The sequence below is a fragment of the Leuconostoc palmae genome (assembly GCF_019656075.1).
Taxonomy (GTDB): domain Bacteria; phylum Bacillota; class Bacilli; order Lactobacillales; family Lactobacillaceae; genus Leuconostoc; species Leuconostoc palmae.
The window spans coordinates 58443-80454 of sequence record NZ_BPKZ01000004.1 but is presented as its reverse complement, the minus strand read 5'-3'; the positions used below and the strand labels follow the sequence as shown (position 1 = coordinate 80454).

Below are 22012 nucleotides of genomic sequence, written 5' to 3'. Positions count from 1 at the left end.
ATACGTGTTTTTGTTAACAATATCTATTAAATATTACCAGTAAATATGCTTTATATTTATTTTCTTATCTGATAGAACGTTTATATTTGAGTCTTAATTTTATTCCCCTTACATTTTTATCACAAGGAAGTCAATTATATGAATTTGTTGCGTCGTAAGTTCAGTCAAGTGTTACATCACCCTAATACTCTAGTGGTCACAATATTAAGTACCATGGTCATGATAATGTTAAGTTATAACACCATTATACGGTATGGCATATCTCTTTCTGTGATCCTAACTATTGTCAAAGTATATCCTGCAGCGGTTATATTTATATATTACTTAAGGCGGTTTGTCACATTGCCACTTGTTTTACGGCTTCATGATTTCTATCCCAATATTTTTTCAAAAATGGCGCCACGTCATGTCACAATACCTTTTTTGGTGATTGCAGGGAATGTATCTGTAATGATGGTTATTCTAACCGAAACACATCGTAGCCTATACCCACTTTTCTTACAAGGTTATATCGATAACTGGTTCAAAACATTTCTGGTAGCTGTTCCACTGTTCTTTTTTATTGTTCGTCCGCTTATTATATTAATTTTTGACCAGCTCAAAACGATTTTTCCATTAGTTGACGACTTAAGTTAAAAGGCATCCCTAGTTAAGGGGATGCTTTTTTATTTTATTTAGTTGTTTTACCGGTAGACTAATCAGTAAAACCGTTGACAATATCAATAAGATACCGACAAATTGAAAGGCTTCCAAACGTAATTGTAATAATGTAACTGAAAGAGTAGTAGCAGTAAGTGGCTCTACTGTCCCCAATAAACTAGCAACTGTTGGTGGTAATGCAGATAAACTAGCAATATATAATGCATAAGCTAGTAATGTACCGCCTAGGGTAATAAAAATAATAAGTAAAATACTATCTTCATTCATGTTAATAGGTATGATCCAAATCGGATGAATGCTATTTTCAACAACCCCACCGATGAATAATCCCCAAGCAACAACAATTAAAGCATTGTTATTTTTTAATAATGGTCGAGGAATTAAAGTATATCCTGCCACACCAAAAGCTGAAATAATTCCCCAAATAATTGCTTGCCCATCAACATTTAAATGTGTCAAGCTACCATTAGTAACCAATAAAAAAACACCTATTAATGCTAAACTAATTGTAATATATTCTATTCGACTCGGTAAAACACGATGCTTAAAACTGATTAATAACACAATAATTGTTGGCCCTAAAGACTGTAAAACAGTCGCAGTTGCAGCATCCCCATAGTATACTGACATAAAAAAACTTGATTGCGCCAAAAAAACGCCTAAAATGCCAAAACTAATGAGTAAAATCACGTCATTTCGATGCTTAAATAGAGTAAAAATATTATAGCCTCTGATCGCCAATAGTGTCAGTAAAATAATGCCACCAAAAAACATGCGAATGCCAACCAACCATTCAGGTGAAATGCTCTTATTTCTAAACACAAAACTCGCTAATATGCCACTAACTCCAAAGAGAATTGCACTACCAATACCGTAACAAATACATTGCCTTTTTTTCTGCATAACCATTCTTCCTGATTTAAATCTTCCATGTATATGTTACATTATTTTAATGTTTAATTCATCTTTTTATCATAATATGTAGTAATGTTTAACTAAAAGTGTTCTTAATAATCTAGTGTTTGTTTTACTTTTTTTTGCAGATAAGGAATTACAGATTCCTCAAACCATTGATTTTTAGTAATCCAAATATTATTTCTTGGTGAAGGATGTACAATTGGAAAGTATTTGGGTAAGTACTTCTTAAATGACTTAACCGTTTGCGTCAGTGTATCTTGATAACTTAAATGTAAGTAGTACTTTTGTGCATATAACCCCACTAAAATGACTAACTTAACATTCGGCATTTCTTGTAAAAGTCTTGAATGCCATTTTTCTGCAATGCCTTTACGTGGTGGCAAGTCGCCGGATTTACCCTTTCCAGGATAGTAAAAATCCATCGGAATGACACTAATCAGACCAGAATTATAAAAAATATCATTATCTATGCCCATCCACTCCCTTAGCCTTTCCCCAGATGCATCGTTCCACATGATACCTGTATTTTGAACTTTTAATCCAGGTGCTTGCCCAATAATAACAATTCTGGCATTTTTTGAAACGGCATATATTGGTTTTAAGCCATTTTGAGTATATGTTTTATTCATTTCATCATTAACAATCTCATCAAAAATATTCATTGCCATCATCTCTCATCTTCATAAACAATCCAACTGCTTATTCAAAATTATTCTTTATGCTAACCCAATTCTATATACTGATTTTATTTTTTTCAAACAAAACTAGCATGCTATCTATCCCCATTCTTAGTTATGTTCAGTTTATAAATGAATAATTTCTTTATAAAACATGTCAAACTGTTCATCAATTTGCTTTTCTTTCAAATTACCAGTTAAAGTCAAAATACTCATACCTTCAATAAGTAACATAAAATTGTCAGAAATTAATTTTACTTTCTCACTACTTACTTGGTTTTGTTGCACACCGACATCTAATACCGACCTAACAGTTGCTCTTGTAGCATTTATTTGTTTTTGCTTTAATTTTTTGTCAGTATCAGAATTGTGTGTGAAAGAATATTCATACATTGCTCGTAATAACGAGCAGTCATTATTGATATGATTGATTAACCTTTTTTTATGTTCCATTAAGTAGTCCTCTAACAGTTCATTAAAAGGCGGATTATCTTGTATTGCTAGTCTAATCTCATCAAACTGACGTACAGATCTCTGTGTAATCGTTTCAAAAAAAAGTTCGTCTACTGAATTAAAGTACAGATAAATACCACCACGACTAATGTGACACTCATCAATAATATCCTGCATTGATACGGATAAAAATCCTTTTTTTGAAAAAACTTTTCGCGCACCATTTAAAATCGCTAGTCTTTTAGATTCACTTTTGTTACTTACATTTGTTTTAATCATATAGGTTCTCCTTAAAACAAAAATGACACATGTGTCATTTTATAGTACAATTATATTTAATTAATGACATACGTGTCATTTTTAAGAAAGGTATTATTTATGAAATTTACTGTTTATCATATTTCAAGTACTGCAGTATTAGTTGCGCTAAATATCATTTTAGGCAAGATCAGTATTGGTCCATCATTTGCTAGTGTGAATTTAGGCTTTATTGCACTTATTATTTGCGGTTATTTGTACGGCATTAGACTAACAATATTAACTGCTGTAATCGCTAATCTATTAGCTTTCACAATCATGGGACATGGAACGTTCTCTATTTTATTTATTATTCCAGCTCTTTTAGCTGGCGCAACATACGGCATTTTACAAAAGCTAACATTATGGAAAATCATTGTTGTCAATGTCGTTGTCGTGGTAGGCATCAGTTTCTTTATAAACACACATCTAATTGCATATGTTTATCACTTAAATTATACAGCCTTATTAAGCACTAGATTATTTAAAATGATTGCTAGTTTAATTGTACAAATTATTGTAACCTATTTCCTATTGAAACAATCAGCAATTAAAAATTTTAAGACGAAATTACATATAATGACCAATAGAAAATTAAGTTAATGGTTTGCCAACAGTATAATCAATAATATGATTTAAATAAAGAATTCATACTATATAATAAATAATATATAAAATAAGATTAATCAATGTCACTTTACGCATCCAATAACTAGTTAAACTATACACAAAAAAGATAAACCCTATGAACAATGCAAACCTAACTCTATCATTTCATCATATCGGAAAGCCCGTACCATTAATGGAAATTAAAGATAATGAGCAAACAAGATATAGTCCACTTTTTGATATGTATACTTTTGACATTCTTAATGACTTATCTTTGCCAATACAGTTACATGCATTTGGACCATCATCAAGTTTAAATGTCAAAATCCAAACAGAGTCTCATGGTGCTTTTAAAGTTTCTAACATCCAAAAAGCCTTACAAGGTAAACAAATTGTTATGCCCTTATATGAACCCTTTGCTGGCTAGCAATGTGCCATGATTCTAGTGAACCAACAACTTATTGAATTGATTGAAACGCATTTATCAGAAAGGGAAATTTGGGGAGACGGCGTTTTTAAAAACAGCATTTTGTATCCCTAAATCTCGCTCTCCAAGACATGGAGAACGGGATTTTTTTTAGTGTAAACAAAAAACAATACGGTTATTATGATACTGGATATCTTAATTGAATCAGTCCATACCTCATATAAATCAATAGATCAGATCTTGTTAAACAACGGTTTCATAATTATCGGTGCTACCATCGTTGAAATAATCACGGTAACAATAAACTCTGCTGAAATATTATCATTAATAATATGTGATGATATCCCTATTTGAATAACAACTAGAGCCATCTCACCTCTAGAAATCATACCAGCTCCGATTGCACTTGCAATATGAACACCTATTCCCGCTAATCTTGCACCAATATATGAACCAAAAAACTTTGTAAAGATAGCCAAAATACTCACTATTAGTATTAAACCTACTTTATTATTTAATCCTTGAACCACTAATTCTAGTGCAATAGATCCAAAAAAAATGGGGTAGAAAAACCACTTACCTAATTTTGTACTTATAGTAGCAACCTGGTGAGACACATCAAACTTTCTGACAAACATTCCAAATAAAAATGCAAACAAAGGTAGTAAGCTAGTCAAGCGAAACGTTTCTACACCAACAAATATAGAGAATAATGTTACTGCAATAAGAGCTATAATGTCATCCAAAACAGCTGCTGAAAGTATGATTGCTCCCGTTGGGGTAGCTAATTTGTCTTGTTCAGATAGCACAGCTAAAGTTATTGAAATAGAAGTTGCCGAGAAAACAATACCTGCAAATACAGAAACTTGTAAACTGTATCCGATCATCAAAAATGAGATAGGAAAAGCAATTGCAGGTAATAACACTCCCATCATCGCAATAAGTGTCGACGCTTTGATATGTTTTTTCATTTCTTTTAAATCAGACTCTAGCCCTGAGTGAAACATTAATAAAAAGATGCCTATCTCAGCACTCAAATGTATTAAATTACTTGGTTGTACAATATTCAATAGACTAGTTCCTAAAACAATACCTGCTAATAATTGCCCAACTACTTCTGACAATCCAAACCATCTACCTACCTTTCCAAAAATAACCGTAACGACAACCAACAACAAAATTAATAGATAGTCCATTATTTCTCCTAACAATTAAAAAGCTCCAAAAACAGTTAGTTCCCCGACTAACTATTCTTGAAGCTTACGCCCAACCGTCTACGTTTAATTAAGATAAATATATCATATTTTTGCTATTCAAATCAAATTTTGTTAGTTAACTCACTAGATAATTCATATAAACAATCTGTAATGTCATTGCGTCCTGTAAAGTATTTTCTTAGTATCTGTCTATTAGTTCATTGGGTCGTCATAGTTCACTCGTTAAACAACATGATTATCTATGAATATTATACTGTATATATACAGTTATTTTCGCATATATTTTACATATTTACCATATTTTGGTTTGTGTGCTATTTTGTATCATTTAGACAAATAAAAAACCGCTTAAACGCCGCCATCTCAATCAATCATCCGTTTAAATTTTGTGTTATTTTTCCTGAAATCCCATGCAATCTAATGAAATCTTTTTCATAAGAAAAGGCGCTACATTAGGCTTTTTAAAACCTTATGCAACGCCATGAAATGATTAGTGGAGTCGAGGGGAGTTGAACCCCTGTCCAGGCCACCCGGTACATCAACATCTACGCTTATAGTATTGTCATTTAAAATTCATATTTTGAAACGCCACAACACACGGCTCACACAAAATACAAATCTGAAATTTTAACTTGCATTATCCAGATTTAATAATACAAGCGATCTGACCTTTTATGACCTAACCTTAGACGTCAGCTACCAAAGTTAAGTTACGCGTCACTGGTTTTTAAGCAGCGATTGCGAAAGAGTTTTCGTTTTTTGCAGTTAAAATTTCTGCCCGTTTTAACGCCCGGATGGCGAAACGCAGTCAATGCCCTAAATAACCTGTCGAATTCCAAAAACGACCCCAAGTATTATGACTTTAAGCAATAAAAAAATCATTAACCTAAGTCAATGACTATTATAACACATTAAAAAGCTCTAAAACGTGCACGACGCTTTTGAATCAACTCTTCTGGAGACAATTCATTTAAGAGTGAAAATTCATCATCCAGTTTCTTGCGAATTAAATTAAACACACGTGGATGATTGCGTGATTCTGGTATAACATACTCAATAACATTTTTTTCTAACAAATCTTTTGGGGTAAGCCCCATAACTGCTGCTGCCTCTTCAGAACGCTTACTGTCTTTCCATAGGATAGAAGCAAATCCTTCCGGAGACAAAATTGAATAAGTTGCGTTTTGAAACATCCAAACTTGATCAGTTGTGGCCAAAGCTAATGCTCCGCCAGATCCACCTTCACCGTATATGATAGAAATCATTGGAACCGCCAGTTTCATAGATTCTAAGATAGACTTAGCAATCGCTTCACCTTGCCCTTGTACTTCAGCAGTTTTGCCAGGGAAAGCACCAGGCGTATTAATAAATGTCACAATAGGACGATGAAATTTGTTAGCTTGTTGCATCAACCTTTGAGCTTTTCGATATCCCCAAGGTTCTGGCGAACCATTGCGTTTGCTTAACTTATCATGAATATCAGTCCCTTTATCAATTACAATAACAGTGACTGGTTTGTCATTCAATGTCGCGATACCACCAATAACAGACATATCATCCCCGCTTTGACGATCACCATGAAACTCAATAAAATCATTAAAGACACCATCAATGATTTCTCGAGCAAAAAAACGATCTTCACGTGATTTTTTAACTACTTCAGCAGGTGTGGGTTCGTGTTTAAAAAGTTTTAAGCCAATATTAACTGCCATGTTATGCCTCCGCTCTATAGTGTAACTTTACCAATTGACTAATAACATGCCCCAGTTCTGGTCTTGGCACAATTTTGTCAACGAAACCATTTTCAAGTAAAGTCTCAACACGTTGAAAATCTTTTGGTAATTTTTCATGAATCGTAGATTCAATGACTCTAGCACCTGCAAATCCTACTAACGCATGAGGTTCTGCTAAAGTGATATCTCCTTGCATAGCAAAACTAGCTGTCACACCACCTGTAGTTGGATCGGTCAGTACTACAAGATACAATAGCCCAGCTTCTTGATGTTGAGCAACAGCTGCAGAGACTTTAGCCATCTGCATTAATGAATTGATGCCTTCTTGCATTCTAGCACCACCAGAAGCAGTAAACAAAACAACAGGCAATTTTTTTTCTGTTGCATATTCAAACAAACGGGTAATTTTTTCACCAGTCATTGATCCTAATGACCCCATCATGAAATAGGAATCCATGATACCAAGTGCCACTTTAGCATCTTCAATTGTTGCGATACCTGTTAGAACAGACTCACCCAACTCGGTTTGTGACTTTGCGCGAGCAAGTTTATCAGCATAACCTGGAAAATCAGGTGCAACTATTTCAATGTCTGAATCCATTTCTTCAAATGATTGTGTCAACAGTGCAACACGTTCTCGAGCTTGAAGTCTAAAACCATAACCACAGTGTGCACAAACACGATGTTCACCTAATTGTTTATTATACATTTGTACCCCGCAGTAGGGACAAGCTAGAAATAGACCATCTGGTATGCGATCATTGACAGAAGCATCCCGTTTAATTTTAGAGGTTGATTTTTGATTATCGTATAAATCCATTGTAGTCAGGCGAACTGGTTACCAAAATAATTGAATAACCAAGCACACACATCTCCTTTTCATTCTCGTAGAACTTAATAATAGTTAGTATTAAGACAACAATACCGCATATGTGAACCATACGCGGTAATTTTTTTATTCACTATCTGGCAAACTTTCAACCCATCTAGGTAAAAATTCACTTTCTAGGTAACGCGTATCAAATTCACCACGTTCAACTTGTGGATCTTGTAGCAATGCTTTTTGGAAACTACGGCTAGTTTCAACACCCCGAATAACCGTTTCGTCCACAATACGGCGAATCTTTGCCATGGCTTGCTTTCTGTCATCAGCATGTACAATAAGTTTTCCAATCATCGAATCATAGAATGGTTGTACTTTATCCCCATTAAATAATGCTGAATCAATTCTCACACCCGGTCCACCTGTTGGTAGGAACACAAAGTCAACTTTACCTGCACTTGGCGCAAAATTCTTTTCAGGTTGTTCAGAAGTGAGACGAACTTCAATTGAATGTCCTTGAACTTCGATTTCATTTTGAGTAACAGGAATATCTTGTCCATCGGCAACTAAGACCTGTAATTCCACCAAATCTAACCCTGTCACCATTTCAGAAACAGGATGTTCCACCTGAATACGCGTGTTCATTTCCATGAAGTAAAACTTACCTTCACGATCTTGCAAAAACTCAATTGTACCAGTATTAACATACTTAAGCGCTTGAGCAGCACGTGTAGAGATATCACCCAAATGAGCACGCATTTCTGGTGTCATACCTGTTGCCGGTGATTCTTCAATTACTTTTTGATTATTGCGTTGTAGAGAACAATTTCGCTCAGGTAAATAAATCACATGGCCATTTTCATCTCGTAATAACTGCATCTCAATATGACGGACGTGCTCCATCACTTTTTCGATGTACATGTGATCATCACCAAATGATGCGCGGGCTTCATTTTGAGCATCATCAAACTTGTCTGATAGTTCATCTTCACCGTAAACGAAACGCATCCCTTTACCACCACCACCGGCAGCAGCCTTTAATAATAATGGATAACCAATACGATCAGCAACTTCTTTAGCTTCTGAAAAATTTCGTATAAATCCTTCAGATCCAGGAATCACAGGTACACCAGCACGTCTCATTTCTTCACGAGCGTTAGCTTTATTTCCCATTAAGTCAATCGTTTCAGGTCTAGGACCAATCCACTTAATTCCAACCTCACCAATCATTTCAGCAAATAATGAATTTTCAGCTAAAAAACCATAACCTGGATGAATAGCTTCAGATCCTGATAGCAATGCCGCACTCAATATATTTTTCATATTCAAATATGAATCTTTTGGTTTTGGTCCACCAACACAAATTGCTTCATCAGCAATTTGAACATGTAAACTATCTTTATCAGCTGTTGAATATATCGCAACTGATCCAATACCCATCTCTTTTAATGTTCTGATAATACGAACCGCAATTTCGCCACGGTTTGCAACCAATACTTTTTTAAACACGATTAATCTCCAATGATGAATGTTAATTCAGCTGTCGTTGCTTTTTTGTCACCAATCCAAACAATGCCTTTACCTGTTCCGATTGGTCCGCGCAAGCGATCAATAGTAACCTCAAGACGCAAACGATCGCCTGGACGAACCATTTGACGATAACGTGCCTTTTTAATACCACCAAAGTATGCTGTCTTGCCTTTATACTCAGGTAATGATAATAGTGCCACTGCACCGGTTTGTGCTAGTGCTTCAACTGTTAATGCACCCGGAAAGGTAGGATTGCCTGGAAAATGTCCTTGAAATATTTCCTCATTAATTGAAATGTTTTTAAAAGCTACTGCTTTTTCACCAGGAATCAGCTCTTCCACAGTGTCTAACATCAACATTGGGTAGCGGTGAGGGATAATTTCCATAATTTGTTGTGTGTTCAATACAGTCATTTTATTATAAACACATAGCGTCCTGCTACGTGCATTTCCTCCTATTCAGGTATGTACGCGGGTAAACCCGCATTTTAATCTTCTGTTACTAAGTATAACGGTTTATTGTAATCTACAACTTCTTCATTTTCCACAAGAATTTCGGAAATTGTACCAGACACTTCACTGTGTATTTCTGTCATCAATTTCATTGCCTCAATGACAGCAACTGTTTCACCAACAGAAACTTTATCACCAACTGATTTAAACATAGGTGCATCAGGCTTAGGTTGCAAGTAAACAGTTCCAACCATCGGTGCTACAATTTCTTTTCCTGGTTTCACAGGTTTAGCTAATGGATGTTCAGTGGAGGCCACTTCAGAAGTCACATTAGGCGCCATTGTAGGAGTAACAGCTGGTGATGAAATCGGACTAACTGTAGCGACATTTTCATTCTTTGAAAGATGTAAACTAAAGTCTCCATCTAATATTTGGAATTCTCTTAATGAACTATTTTCTAAATCATTCATTAAATTACGTATTTCTTCAATTGTTAAACTCATGTATTAAGCCTCTTCGTGCCAATTCTTGAAAATGATAGCGGCATTATGTCCGCCAAAACCATAGTTTGCACTCAAAACATATTCTGGTGCTTGTTGTTTTGTTGCTGTTGATACTAAATTAACCAACTTGGTATCTTCGTCTTGTTCGTCCACACCAACGTTAACTGGTAATTCACCACGTATAATTGATCCAACTGATATCACCGCTTCTATGGCTCCCGCAGCACCCAACAAATGACCAGTCATTCCCTTAGTTGATGAAACAGGCAATGAGTTTTCTCCGAATACTAATGCAATGGCATGCGCCTCACCAGAATCATTTGCGCCAGTTGCTGTACCATGAGCATTGATATAAGAAATCTTTTCAGGTGACAAGTTGGCATCACGCAAAGCATCATTCATTGCGCGTGCAGCTCCTTCACCATCTGGAGATGGTGAAGTCATGTGATAGGCATCAGATGATGCACCATAACCTACTAATTCAGCTAGGATTTTGGCACCACGAGCTTGTGCATGCTCTAAACTTTCAATAACAAGAATACCTGATCCTTCGCCAAGAACGAAACCATGACGATTCTTATCAAATGGCTTCGAAGCGTCTTTAGGATCTTCTTCTGTTGATAATGCAGTTAAGGCAGCAAAACCAGCGATTCCGATTTCATTGACAGTAGCTTCTGAACCACCAGTAAGCATAACATCTGCCTTCCCTGATTGGATACGCCAGAAGGCTTCACCAATAGCGTTAGTTGCCGAAGCGCATGCCGTTACTACTGTGTAATTCACACCTTTAGCGCCAAATCGAAGCGAAACATTTCCAGAAACCATATTAGGAATTGATTCAGGAACGAACAATGGGCTAACACGTTGTGGTCCTTTTTCATGCATTTTGATTACTTGTTCTTGAATAGTTGTCAAACCACCAATACCATTACCAAGAATAACACCAAAACGGGTTGGATCTGCAACCGTTGTTGGATTTTCAGAACCTTCTTCAGACTTTAATCCAGCATTTTCTAATGCTTGATCAGCAGCATCAATAGCATATTGTGAAAACAAATCTAATTTTCGAGCATCACGCTTACCAACGCGCTTAGCAGCATCGAATCCATCAACTTGCCCTGCTACAGAAATACCTGTCTCTGAAGCATCAAATTTTGTAATTGGCTTAATGCCAATTTCTTCATTAAAGATACCATTTAAAAATGATTCTGTATCGTTACCTAGTGGTGTCACTGCACCAAGACCAGTAATTACTACTCGTGACATGTGATTCTCCTTTAATTAAATATACAAACCGCCATCAATAGTTAATGTTTGTCCTGTAATGTAATTATTTTTAGCTAAAAATAATACTGCATCCGCAACTTCTTTTGCTTCTCCGAAACGTGACAATGGAATATTTTTAAGTATTTCAGCCTGTGTTTCTTGAGGCAAAACAGCTGTCATATCTGACACAATCATACCTGGTGCAACTGCATTAACACGAATACCTCTACGAGCACCTTCTTTAGCCAATGACTTTGTAAACCCAATTATCCCGGCTTTAGATGCAGCGTAGTTAACTTGCCCCATGTTTCCCATAAGACCAACAACTGAACTTAAGTTAACGATGGATCCATGCTTTTGACGTATCATTTTTTTAAAAATAGGTTGTGTCACATTAAATGTACCATTCAGATTAACATTAACAACATTTGCAAAATCTACTGGAGACATTGCCATTGCCAATTGATCCTTTGTAATACCAGCATTATTAACTAAAACGTCAATTCCTTCAAAACCTTCTTGTTTATAGAGTTTCTTAATATTTTCTTCAACAGCTTCAGCATCAGAAATATCAAATTGAAGTGTCTGGGGTGTTTTTGTAAATTCGGCTAAAATTTCCGGATTAATTTCAGAACGCGCATGTAAAATTAAGTTCGCGCCAGCAGCATCAAATGCCTTAGCAATTGATAAACCAATACCACGCGATGATCCTGTCACCAAGACAGTTTGATTAGTAAAATCTGTCATATTAAGCTTTCTCCTTTTCTGACAATAGTAGTTCTTTAACTTTATTAAAACTTTCTAAATCAGTGATAGCATATCGTTTCACATCTTTTGGCGCTATCTTCTTAGCAAATTTAACAAGTGTTTCTGAGGGGCCAACTTCTAGAAATGTGTCTACACCCTCATCTAACATTTTTTGCATTGCTTGTGCAAAATAAGTTGGTGAAATAATTTGTTTAGTCAGGGTGCCGAATAGTTCTTCTTTGATAAACGGATTACTTGTTGTATTTGAATATACTGGGTAGTTAAAGTTACTGAACGTTTCACCCTCTAATCGTTCACTAAGCATGTCTGCTGCTTTAGTTAACAATGGTGTATGAAAAGCGCCAGAAACTGGCAACTCAACAATACGTTGTATACCAGCTTCTGTTAATGCAGAGATAGCAATATCAACATCTTCGGGCACACCACCAATAACCAATTGAGCAAACGTATTATAGTTAGCAGGATATACTTGTTTACCATCAGCTCGTAACTTGGCCAGAACATCTTCAACTAGTTTTTGGTTTTCACCCATGACAGCTGCCATTTTACCAGGTGTGGCATTCCCTACCGTTTGCATATACATGCCTCGGTCTTTGATGATGGCAACTGCTTGTTCAAATGACATAGCACCACTGGCAGTTATGGCTGAGTATTCTCCCAAGCTCAATCCCAATCCAGCAACAGGTTGTGGCAGTAAATCACCCAAAGCATTAATAATTGCAGAACTCATTGCTAAAATAGCTGGCTGAGCATACATAGTCTGTGCTATTTTAACTTCGTCGTTTGTTATTTCTTGTAGATCGTAACCAAGTATTGCAGAAGCACGATCAAATGTTGCTCGATATTCAGGTAATTGCTCGTATAAGTCAGAACCCATACCAGCTTTTTGCGCCCCTTGTCCGCTAAATAAGATGCCTAATTTCATGTTAAACCCCATATACTATCTATCTATAACAAATGGCAATAGCCATTTAGTTTATAGTGTTTTATTTTCAATACCCATTAGTTCAGTTGCTTGTGCCCAAATATCTGATAAAATATCTGCGGCTGGCTTTTCATCTTTAATCAAACCAGAGATTTGACCAGCCATGAATGCCCCTTTATCTTTATCACCCTCTTGAACGGCACAACGTAATGTTCCTGATTCAAGTTTTTCAATAGCAGCTGCATCTGGCTTTTCTTTTTGAATTTCGATCACTTCATTTTTTACAAAATTTTTAGCCATCTTATTTTTAAGCACACGTGCACGGTTACCCATTAAATTACCTGTAACAATTGTGTCAATATCTTTTGCTTTAATAATTTTAGCTTTAAAATTAGGATGAATTTCTGATTCAGTAGCTGTTAGGAATCGTGTACCCATTTGAGCACCAGAAGCTCCAAGCATAAATGCAGCAGCAACACCACGTCCATCAGCAATACCACCGGCAGCAATAACTGGAATGCTAACAGCATCAACAACTTGAGGTACAAGTGTCATAGTGGTTAGCATTCCAATATGACCACCTGATTCCATACCTTCAACAACAACAGCATCAACACCTTTTTTTTCCATCATTTTTGCTAATGAAACGGAAGGTACAACTGGCATAACAATTATTCCTGCCGCATGCAATTCATCCAAGAATGGCGAGGGATCTCCTGCTCCAGTTGCGACAACCTTAACACCTTCTTCAATAATGACATCAAAAACTTCACGAATATGTCTACTCAACAACATAACATTGACACCGAATGGCTTATCTGTCAAAGCTTTGACACGCTTAATTTCTTTACGAACATCTTCACCGTGCCAATATCCCGTACCGATGAAACCTAGTCCGCCTGCTTCTGAAACAGCCGCTGCCAATGCGCCTGTTCCTGCCCAAGTCATACCACCTTCAACGATTGGGTACTTCATGCCTAATTTTTTAAAAATTGGGTTTTCTACATTTATTGCCATATTATTGTCCTTTAAGTAACTATGTACGTGATTATCAAATTGATAATCACCTGTAACATTTATGCTGTCAATTGTTCTTTAACTTTGTTAACCAAGTCTTGAGTTGTCTTAATATCTTCAGCTACAGCTAACTTAATATCAAAATCATCTTCAACACGATTCAAAACTTCAAACAAGTCCAAAGAATCTGCATCAATATCATTAGTCAAATCAGTTGTCAAAGTTACTTCATCTTCTTCTAAATCAAATTGGTCAACCAAGATTTCCTTAACCTTGTCGAAAATTTCTGCGTCTGTCATAATTACTGTCTCCTAGTATAATTTTTATGTATTTTCGTTAGATTTTTGCGGTGCAGCCGTTCTACACCGATTATGGTTAATTAAATTGTCCAAATTTGGGCCCCAACAGTCAAACCACCACCAAAGCCAACAAAAGCTATCTTTTGTCCTGAGTGAACCTTGCCACTCTCAATTAAGTCATCTAACAATAGGCCAACACTTGCAGCACTTGTATTACCATTATTAGACATATTCATTGGAAACTTTTCAATGGGTTGCCCGAAACGTTTGGCAATCGAAGATACAATTCTGGCATTAGCTTGATGTAATAAATAATAATCAATATCATTTGCTGTTAAATCGGCTTTTTTCAACGCGTTTTCTAATGCTTCTGGCACTTCTCTAGTAGCGAAATTGTAAACTTCACGCCCATTCTGAGCAAAATACGGATCTAACGTTGAAATTTCACCTGAAAATGGATTTTGATTAGCTAATCGACCTGCAACGAGATGATGCCCTTTATCGCCAAATGTCCGTAATTCTTCACTGAGTAATCCTATTGATTCTTCAGTCCTTTCAATTAGAACACCGGCTGCACCATCTCCAAATAATACAGCCGTTGTACGATCTTCCCAATTCACTAACTTTGATAAAACTTCCGCACCGATTACTATCCCCCGACGATATCTTACTGATAGTAAACTAGAAGCAACACTCATACCATAAATCAATCCTGAACATGCTGCACTTAAATCAAATGCAAATGCGCGCTCTGCGCCAATGTTCCCTTGAACAATAGCTGCAGTGCTTGGCGATAGTGTATCTGGTGACATGGTACTTACAATAATAAAATCAAGATCACTAGCCAAAATATTAGCTTTATTTAATAATTGTTCAGCAACACTTGTTGCTAGATCACTTGTATTTTCAGTTGTCACAATATGACGTTCATGAATCCCTGTTCTACTAAATATCCATTCATCATTTGTTTCCATCATTGTGCTCAATTCATCATTAGTCACAATTTTTTCTGGAAGTTGTTTTGCTGATGCCACAATTTTTAAATGTTCCATGGTGCCCCTATTTAATGTTTAATGACATTTGCTAAATAACAAACTAAATTATGGATTGCTTTTTTGACAACAACCATTTCTTCAGGTTCCATGTTATTTAACAAATTATGCGCTAAGTCACGATGAAAACCCTGATGTGCACGGTAAACAACACGTCCTTTGTGTGTTAAACCCAATCTAACAACACGACGGTCTTGATTAGAACGTCGACGCTCAATGTATCCTTTATCAACCAATTTGTCAATTGCAGTCGTCATAGCACTAGGTGTTAGATGTACTATCCTAGCAACTTGAGATGCACTTTTTTCAGAATACATAGAAATAGCGTCAATAGTGTGCATATCTTTTAGCGTAATATCAGAAAAATCACTTTTCTTTAAGGCAGCCTCTTCAATCCACATAACATTGTTAAATACATCAACTAATTCATCATTGAGTGATTCAAAATCTAATGGTGCAATTTCATTCATTTTTTTCATCTGGTGAAACAACAAACATCAATTCTGCAGATGTTGCTGTCTTTCCGTCAACTTTTGCTTCGACAATAACACTTCCCATGTTTGAACGTAACTTACCAAAAGTAACATGTAACTTCAAAACATCACCTGGAACAACCATTTTTTTGAACTTAGCATCATCAATTCCTGTCATGTAAGCTGTTTTACCTTTAAATTGAGGAGATGATAAAATCAATATTGATGCTGCTTGTGCAAGTGACTCGATAATTAAAACACCTGGCATGACTGGATTTCCAGGAAAATGACCTTGGAAGAATTGTTCATTGATTGTCACATTTTTTACAGCAACGATTGACTCACCTGGAACCATTTCTTCTACATAATCCATGTATAAGATGGGATAGCGATTAGGTATAAGATCCATAATTTCTGTGGTTGTAAGAACTGGCATAATTTATTTTTACTTTAACTTTAACTAGTGAGTTAAAGTTTATTCCTTTCGTGAAATACTTCGATAATCGAAATATATAATAGTCAAATTATCTCATGGATTATTTCGATAGTCAAACTAATTATTAAAAATTTAAAAAGATGTCTTAAATGACATCTTAAAACTGTAACATCAATAACCGGCTTTGCCATTCGGTAATAAAATTATCAGATGCCCATTCATGCACCCTTGCAGTATTATAACCGACAGCAACATTATTATACACATTATTTCCCACCTTTAATGGTGATGGATGTAAGTGTAAGTGCCCTGTGATTGTGTTTGTTGTATATGACTTATCAAGTAAATCACCCACTTTTGTACTCCCCAAAAGTGCGTTGGCCATGTCTAGTCGTGTATTTCTATTGGGAAAACGTCTGATGTAATCATTACGTGGGACAAAATGAGACACAACAATTGTTTCTTTACGTCCGGCCTTAGCTAATTGCGTTTTAATCTGGTTAAGGTTGATATCAAATCGTTCCTTATCAGACATAGGTTGTTTTATACGTCGATCATACCAAAAAGCATTCTTAAATTGCAAAATTTCATCATCTGAATAATCATTGCCAATAAAATCGTAATCATACCAACCATTATTACCAATAATACGAACTTCATCTGTAATGTCAATAAATTTATTATGAAAATAAAGCGGATCAACATCACTTTCAAGTTCATCATAGGTGATTCCTTCACCCATTTCATGATTACCTGCAATAAAACGAATCATTACTTTATCTCCCAAAGCATCTTGCATGTCTCGGGCAAATTTTAAAGATTTATTGAAGTCATTGAAAAGATCACCAGCTAGAATATAAAGATCAACATCATTATTCAGTAAATAGAGTGCTTGAATATGCATCATTCGCTGAGCATCAAGCTTGTTCAGATCAAAATGATTATCAGATGAGAATGCAACTTTCACAAATAAACCCTCTTTCAAATAGATGAATAAAGTATAGCATATATTATTCTGAAAAGTGACAAACAAAAGAGCTTACAATTAATGTAAGCTCTTTCAAAAAGTCAACTGATATTACAATGTAGCAAAGTGCAACAATGTACGGATCATGTTTGAAGTGAAACCGTATTCGTTATCGTACCATGCAGCAACCTTAACAAGTTGAGCATCTTCACCTGAAACGATTTCAGTTTGTGTAGGATCGAATACTGTACCGTGTGTGTCACCAATGATGTCTGTTGATACCAAACCGTCACCATTGTAACCGTATGAATCTGATTCATACTTCTTCATAGCTGCGTTAACTTCTTCTACAGTTACTTCTTTTTCCAAAACAACTGACAATTCAGTGATTGAACCTGCAGGAACAGGCACACGAATAGCTGAACCAGTCAACTTACCATCCAATTCAGGAACAACAAGACCAATAGCCTTGGCAGCACCTGATGAGTGTGGCAATGAATTTGAAGCAGCATCACGGTTAGCTTGACGCTTTTCAAACTTTGAACTCTTAGGTCCATCTTGCAAGCTTTGTGAAGCAGTGTATGCGTGCACTGTCAACATCAAACCAGTCTTAACACCAAATTCCTTTGACAAAGCATTAGCCATTGGTGCTAATGATTGCGTTGTGCATGAACCGGCGGAAACAATCTTATCTTCTGCTTTCAGAATGTTTTGGTTAACACCATAAACAACTGTTGGCACCTTACCTGCTGGTGCAGAAATCAAGACTTTCTTAGCACCTGCATCCAAGTGAGCTTGTGATTTTTCAGCTGATGTATAGAAACCAGTAGCTTCCAATACATATTCAACACCATCATTTTGAACCCACTTTAGATCGGCAGCATTACGTTCTGCGTAAACTGTGTAGTGCTTACCATCAACGATGATACCTGTTTCATCTGATGAAACTTCTGCCTTCAATACACCATGAATTGAGTCATACTTCAACAAGTATGCCAACATTTCTGGTGAAGTCAAATCGTTAATTGCAACTACTTCAATATCTGAAGCTGTATCTGACAATTCAAGGATACGACGGAAAGCCAAACGGCCAATACGTCCAAATCCGTTAATACCAATCTTAACAGTCATGTGTTTAGATCCTCCAAAAATTTTTGACTTATGTCAACACCAATATTATAGCACAAAGTTATCTTTTGAGCGAAACAAACCAATCGATATCGCTCAATTTATCACTTTATCTGATACTGTCCCTATCACCAAATCAACTGGTTATAAAACCGTTATTTAGTCTAATTTTATCTACAAAGACAACATTTTATTAACTTAACATGTGAAAAAATAATCATTCAATTTAAAATACAAATTCTCGTATTAATTTTTTATTCAATGCCTGATCCCGCTTCAATCGTATCAGGCAAAATAGTCACTGTCACAATATTATTTTTCTCAGCCGATAAAATCATACCTTCAGATAATTCTCCCGCCATCTTCCGAGGCTTCATATTAGCGACAATAGCTACTGTTTTACCTACCAATACTTCTGGATTTGGATACCACTTACGAATACCAGATAAAATTTGACGTGTATTACCTGATCCGTCATCAAGTTTAAATTTCAATAATTTATCTGATTTTTCAACGATTTCTCCAGAAATAATTTTCGCCGCTAAAATTTCCACTTTATCGAAGTCATCATAAGTAATTAATGTCTTACCTTCAATAGGCGTTTCTACTAATTTCGATGCTTTTTTAGCTTCTTCTTTAGCTGCGCGACCTTTCCCTTTAGTATCCTTAGAAACTAAGCCAGATATGAAGGCAACTTCTTCTTCGACATTTTGTCGAGGGAAAATTGGCTCACCTCTATCAACTACTTTTCCACCTGTTGGTAACTTACTAAAAGTTAATCCGGCAATTTTTACACCATCTTTAGGATACTCAAACCCTAGTTGTTCATATATTTTCTTTGGTGCTTGAGTTAATACAGGTTGCAACAAAACAGCCACAACACGAAGTGCGCCTGCTAAATGAGCCATTACACTGGACAATACAGCCTTTTGTGAATCGTCTTTTATGAGTACCCATGGCTGTGTTTCATCAATATATTTATTTGCACGTCTAATAATTGTCCACACTGATTCTAAAGCATCTGCTGTTCTCATAGCCTGAAAATGATCGTTATAGTTAGCAATCGCTTCCTCTATTGTTTTTACTAATTCTTCGTCAAACGCTGTTTTACCTGTATTAAGTGCTGGAACAACACCGTTTTCATATTTATTAATCATCGCAACTGTACGATTTAATAGATTGCCTAAATCGTTAGCCAAGTCAAAGTTTACACGTGCTACAAAGTCTTCAGGTGTGAACACACCATCATTACCAAATGGCATTGCTCTTAGTAAATAGTATCTAACAGCATCAAGTCCATAACGATTTTCAAGTACTTCAGGGTAAATAACATTCCCCTTTGACTTAGACATTTTGCCATCTTTCATAACCAACCAGCCATGTCCAATCACAGACTTTGGTAATTCTAGTCCCAAAGCATGCAACATTATTGGCCAATATATAGTGTGAAAACGCACAATTTCCTTACCAACCAATTGTACATTTGCTGGCCAAAACTTTTCAAACAATGCGGTATCATCAGAATCATATCCTAAAGCTGTAATATAATTAGACAACGCATCAATCCAAACATATATGACATGCTTTTCATCACCAGGAACTGGAATACCCCAATCAACCGCTGTACGTGTTACTGCTAAGTCTTCTAGTCCTGGTGCAATGAAATTATTGATCATCTCGTTCATTCGTGCTTCAGGTTGAATGAATTCTGGATGACTTTTATAATAGTCAAGCAACCAATCAGCATATTTACTCATTTTAAAGAAATAGGCTTCTTCTTTAACAAGTTCAACATCATGACCTGAGGGCGCTTTACCACCAATCATCTTACCAGAGTCGTCCCGATAAACTTCAGCCAATTGAGATTCTGTAAAGTATTCTTCATCAGAAACTGAGTACCAGCCTTCATACTCACCTTTATAAATATCCCCCTTTTCTAGTAAAGTCGTAAATATTTTTTGAACAGCTTTTTCATGACGTTCTTCTGTCGTACGAATAAAGTCATCGTAAGAAATATCCATCAATTGCCACAGTTCAATAATCTGTTTAGCCATGCCATCGAGGTAATCAATTTCAGAAGTACCAACTGCTTCAGCCTTTTGTTGAATTTTAAGGCCATGTTCATCAGTACCAGTTAAAAATCGTACCTGTTCCCCTAACAAACGATGATATCGCGCAGCAGCATCTGCTAAAACTGTTGTATAAGTATTCCCTAGTTGTAATTTACCCGAAGGATAATAAATTGGTGTTGTAATATAAAAAGTTTTATCTTTTTGAACAGAAAATTGTTGTTCAGCTTTTGAAAACTTATCGTATACAACGGTTGAATCAGTTAAATTAGCCGTGTTGAATAAAACATTATTTGGTTCTGACATATGAGTCTCTCTTTCTATCTATACGATTGATATGCAATCACATATTCTTGCCATATGAGGCTTAATTACTATGATAATTATAACGAATGTTGATATAATTTCATAGTTTTTATTCTTGGATAAGCTCCCCTTATAATAACCAATACTGGTAATTTGACATCAATTAATCTTTTGCTAAACTAATACTACATCTTTAAATGTTTTTAAAGCTTAAATCATAGGAGAAAACATGACACACATTGAATTAATTTCAGATTATATGAAACAAGTATTATGTAATGATGACACCGGACACAGTGTTGATCATATTAATCGAGTTGTAGCCTTGACAGATAAACTTTTGATCGCCGAACCAAAAGCAGATAAATTTATTGTACATGCTGCAGCTTTACTTCACGATGTTTATGATGATAAGCTTTTTGAAAGCGACACAGACGCAACAGCTGCTAAAGAAAAACTTGTATCGTTTTTACAGTCAATTCCTGTAAGTCATGATGTGATAGACCAAATTTTATATATCATCGACAATATGTCTTGGTCTAAAACAATTGAAGGTCATGCTAAACCACTAGACATTAATGGACAAATTGTACAAGATGCTGATAGGTTAGAAGCTATGGGAGCAATTGCAGTAACACGTGCTATCACTTATGGTGCTGTCAAACATCGCGTTCTTTATGATCCCAATATTCCACCACGTATCGCCAAAACTAAAGCTGAATATCGCAATACAGATAGTACAACAATTAATCATTTTTACGAAAAATTATTATTGATCAAGGATCAGTTAAACACTGAAGCAGCAAAACAAATTGCTGACAGTCGTCAACAATTTATGATTGATTTTCTGAAACAATTTAAGGCCGAATGGCATCTAGAAAAATAATCATCGTTGACAAATAGCACAATACTATTTAGAATATAGATATTTTGGAGGATGTTATGTTCAAATTATTAACAGGAACTGTATATTGCTCAAACCGGCGCATGATTTAGCACCGGTATTT

The 22012-nt window shown here is 35.8% G+C and carries 24 protein-coding genes and 1 other RNA gene; 4 read left to right on the top strand and 21 right to left on the bottom strand.

Features of this window, described 5'->3' with window-relative positions:
• Positions 1-138: 138 nt before the first annotated feature.
• The gene (locus K5Q12_RS03125) at positions 139-636 is read left to right on the top strand and encodes a hypothetical protein (RefSeq protein ID WP_220742263.1); all 498 of its coding nucleotides are present in this window, start codon (positions 139-141) and stop codon (positions 634-636) included.
• 9 nt (positions 637-645) lie between these two features.
• On the opposite strand, the gene K5Q12_RS03120 is transcribed toward K5Q12_RS03125, so the two are convergent.
• From K5Q12_RS03120 to K5Q12_RS03110, 3 genes are all read right to left on the bottom strand, one after another.
• Positions 646-1563, bottom strand: a complete 918-nt coding sequence (locus tag K5Q12_RS03120) for a DMT family transporter (RefSeq protein ID WP_246570477.1) — start codon at positions 1561-1563, stop codon at positions 646-648.
• A gap of 104 nt (positions 1564-1667) precedes the next feature.
• Entirely contained in the window at positions 1668-2240 is a 573-nt protein-coding gene (locus K5Q12_RS03115) for a uracil-DNA glycosylase family protein (protein WP_220742351.1), read from the bottom strand.
• A 141-nt stretch (positions 2241-2381) separates the two neighbouring features.
• Complete coding sequence (locus K5Q12_RS03110; protein ID WP_220742261.1) at positions 2382-2987, bottom strand: TetR/AcrR family transcriptional regulator; 606 nt, start codon at positions 2985-2987, stop codon at positions 2382-2384.
• A gap of 99 nt (positions 2988-3086) precedes the next feature.
• On the opposite strand from K5Q12_RS03110, the gene K5Q12_RS03105 reads away from it, so the two are divergent.
• A complete protein-coding gene (locus K5Q12_RS03105) occupies positions 3087-3608 on the top strand; it encodes a folate family ECF transporter S component (protein WP_220742260.1) in 522 nt (173 codons plus the stop codon).
• Positions 3609-3750: 142 nt separating this feature from the next.
• Entirely contained in the window at positions 3751-4041 is a 291-nt protein-coding gene (locus K5Q12_RS03100) for a hypothetical protein (RefSeq protein WP_246570475.1), read from the top strand.
• A 233-nt stretch (positions 4042-4274) separates the two neighbouring features.
• Here the strand turns inward: K5Q12_RS03100 and K5Q12_RS03095 are convergent, their stop codons facing one another.
• From K5Q12_RS03095 to metG, 18 genes are all read right to left on the bottom strand, one after another.
• The gene (locus tag K5Q12_RS03095; protein ID WP_220742259.1) at positions 4275-5237 is read right to left on the bottom strand and encodes a cation:proton antiporter; all 963 of its coding nucleotides are present in this window, start codon (positions 5235-5237) and stop codon (positions 4275-4277) included.
• Between the two features lie 512 nt (positions 5238-5749).
• Positions 5750-6107: a transfer-messenger RNA gene (ssrA, locus tag K5Q12_RS03090) on the bottom strand.
• A gap of 62 nt (positions 6108-6169) precedes the next feature.
• Positions 6170-6970 carry a carboxyltransferase subunit alpha gene (gene accA / locus K5Q12_RS03085; protein WP_220742258.1) on the bottom strand — a complete coding sequence of 267 codons (801 nt, stop codon included), beginning with the start codon at positions 6968-6970 and terminating at the stop codon, positions 6170-6172.
• A 1-nt stretch (position 6971) separates the two neighbouring features.
• The gene (locus K5Q12_RS03080; RefSeq protein WP_220742257.1) at positions 6972-7811 is read right to left on the bottom strand and encodes an acetyl-CoA carboxylase carboxyltransferase subunit beta; all 840 of its coding nucleotides are present in this window, start codon (positions 7809-7811) and stop codon (positions 6972-6974) included.
• A 135-nt stretch (positions 7812-7946) separates the two neighbouring features.
• On the bottom strand, positions 7947-9323 hold the full coding sequence (locus K5Q12_RS03075) for an acetyl-CoA carboxylase biotin carboxylase subunit (RefSeq protein WP_220742256.1): 1377 nt from the start codon (positions 9321-9323) through the stop codon (positions 7947-7949).
• Between the two features lie 2 nt (positions 9324-9325).
• Positions 9326-9757: a 3-hydroxyacyl-ACP dehydratase FabZ gene (fabZ, locus tag K5Q12_RS03070; RefSeq protein WP_220742255.1), complete on the bottom strand. Its 432-nt coding sequence runs from the start codon at positions 9755-9757 to the stop codon at positions 9326-9328.
• Between the two features lie 74 nt (positions 9758-9831).
• Positions 9832-10299 (bottom strand): acetyl-CoA carboxylase biotin carboxyl carrier protein, encoded by a 468-nt coding sequence (accB, locus tag K5Q12_RS03065; RefSeq protein WP_220742254.1) that lies wholly within the window; start codon positions 10297-10299, stop codon positions 9832-9834.
• A 3-nt stretch (positions 10300-10302) separates the two neighbouring features.
• Positions 10303-11565, bottom strand: a complete 1263-nt coding sequence (fabF, locus tag K5Q12_RS03060) for a beta-ketoacyl-ACP synthase II (RefSeq protein WP_220742253.1) — start codon at positions 11563-11565, stop codon at positions 10303-10305.
• Positions 11566-11580: 15 nt separating this feature from the next.
• The gene (locus tag K5Q12_RS03055) at positions 11581-12312 is read right to left on the bottom strand and encodes a beta-ketoacyl-ACP reductase (RefSeq protein ID WP_220742252.1); all 732 of its coding nucleotides are present in this window, start codon (positions 12310-12312) and stop codon (positions 11581-11583) included.
• 1 nt (position 12313) lies between these two features.
• Complete coding sequence (locus K5Q12_RS03050) at positions 12314-13258, bottom strand: ACP S-malonyltransferase (protein ID WP_220742251.1); 945 nt, start codon at positions 13256-13258, stop codon at positions 12314-12316.
• A gap of 51 nt (positions 13259-13309) precedes the next feature.
• Positions 13310-14275: a nitronate monooxygenase gene (locus tag K5Q12_RS03045; protein ID WP_220742250.1), complete on the bottom strand. Its 966-nt coding sequence runs from the start codon at positions 14273-14275 to the stop codon at positions 13310-13312.
• Between the two features lie 59 nt (positions 14276-14334).
• The gene (locus K5Q12_RS03040; RefSeq protein ID WP_220742249.1) at positions 14335-14574 is read right to left on the bottom strand and encodes an acyl carrier protein; all 240 of its coding nucleotides are present in this window, start codon (positions 14572-14574) and stop codon (positions 14335-14337) included.
• An 80-nt stretch (positions 14575-14654) separates the two neighbouring features.
• Entirely contained in the window at positions 14655-15626 is a 972-nt protein-coding gene (locus tag K5Q12_RS03035) for a beta-ketoacyl-ACP synthase III (protein WP_220742248.1), read from the bottom strand.
• An 11-nt stretch (positions 15627-15637) separates the two neighbouring features.
• Positions 15638-16096: a MarR family winged helix-turn-helix transcriptional regulator gene (locus tag K5Q12_RS03030; RefSeq protein ID WP_220742247.1), complete on the bottom strand. Its 459-nt coding sequence runs from the start codon at positions 16094-16096 to the stop codon at positions 15638-15640.
• Positions 16089-16535 carry a 3-hydroxyacyl-ACP dehydratase FabZ gene (fabZ, locus tag K5Q12_RS03025; protein ID WP_220742246.1) on the bottom strand — a complete coding sequence of 149 codons (447 nt, stop codon included), beginning with the start codon at positions 16533-16535 and terminating at the stop codon, positions 16089-16091. Before fabZ (K5Q12_RS03025) ends, K5Q12_RS03030 begins: the two co-directional genes overlap by 8 nt.
• 157 nt (positions 16536-16692) lie before the next feature.
• The gene (locus K5Q12_RS03020) at positions 16693-17502 is read right to left on the bottom strand and encodes a metallophosphoesterase (RefSeq protein ID WP_220742245.1); all 810 of its coding nucleotides are present in this window, start codon (positions 17500-17502) and stop codon (positions 16693-16695) included.
• 111 nt (positions 17503-17613) lie between these two features.
• On the bottom strand, positions 17614-18633 hold the full coding sequence (gene gap, locus K5Q12_RS03015; RefSeq protein ID WP_220742244.1) for a type I glyceraldehyde-3-phosphate dehydrogenase: 1020 nt from the start codon (positions 18631-18633) through the stop codon (positions 17614-17616).
• 251 nt (positions 18634-18884) lie between these two features.
• Positions 18885-21005, bottom strand: coding sequence for a methionine--tRNA ligase (gene metG, locus K5Q12_RS03010; protein ID WP_220742243.1), 2121 nt, complete (start codon positions 21003-21005; stop codon positions 18885-18887).
• Positions 21006-21234: 229 nt separating this feature from the next.
• Here metG and K5Q12_RS03005 point away from each other — a divergent pair, with 229 nt between their 5' ends.
• Positions 21235-21891, top strand: coding sequence for an HD domain-containing protein (locus K5Q12_RS03005; RefSeq protein WP_220742242.1), 657 nt, complete (start codon positions 21235-21237; stop codon positions 21889-21891).
• Positions 21892-22012 lie beyond the last annotated feature (121 nt).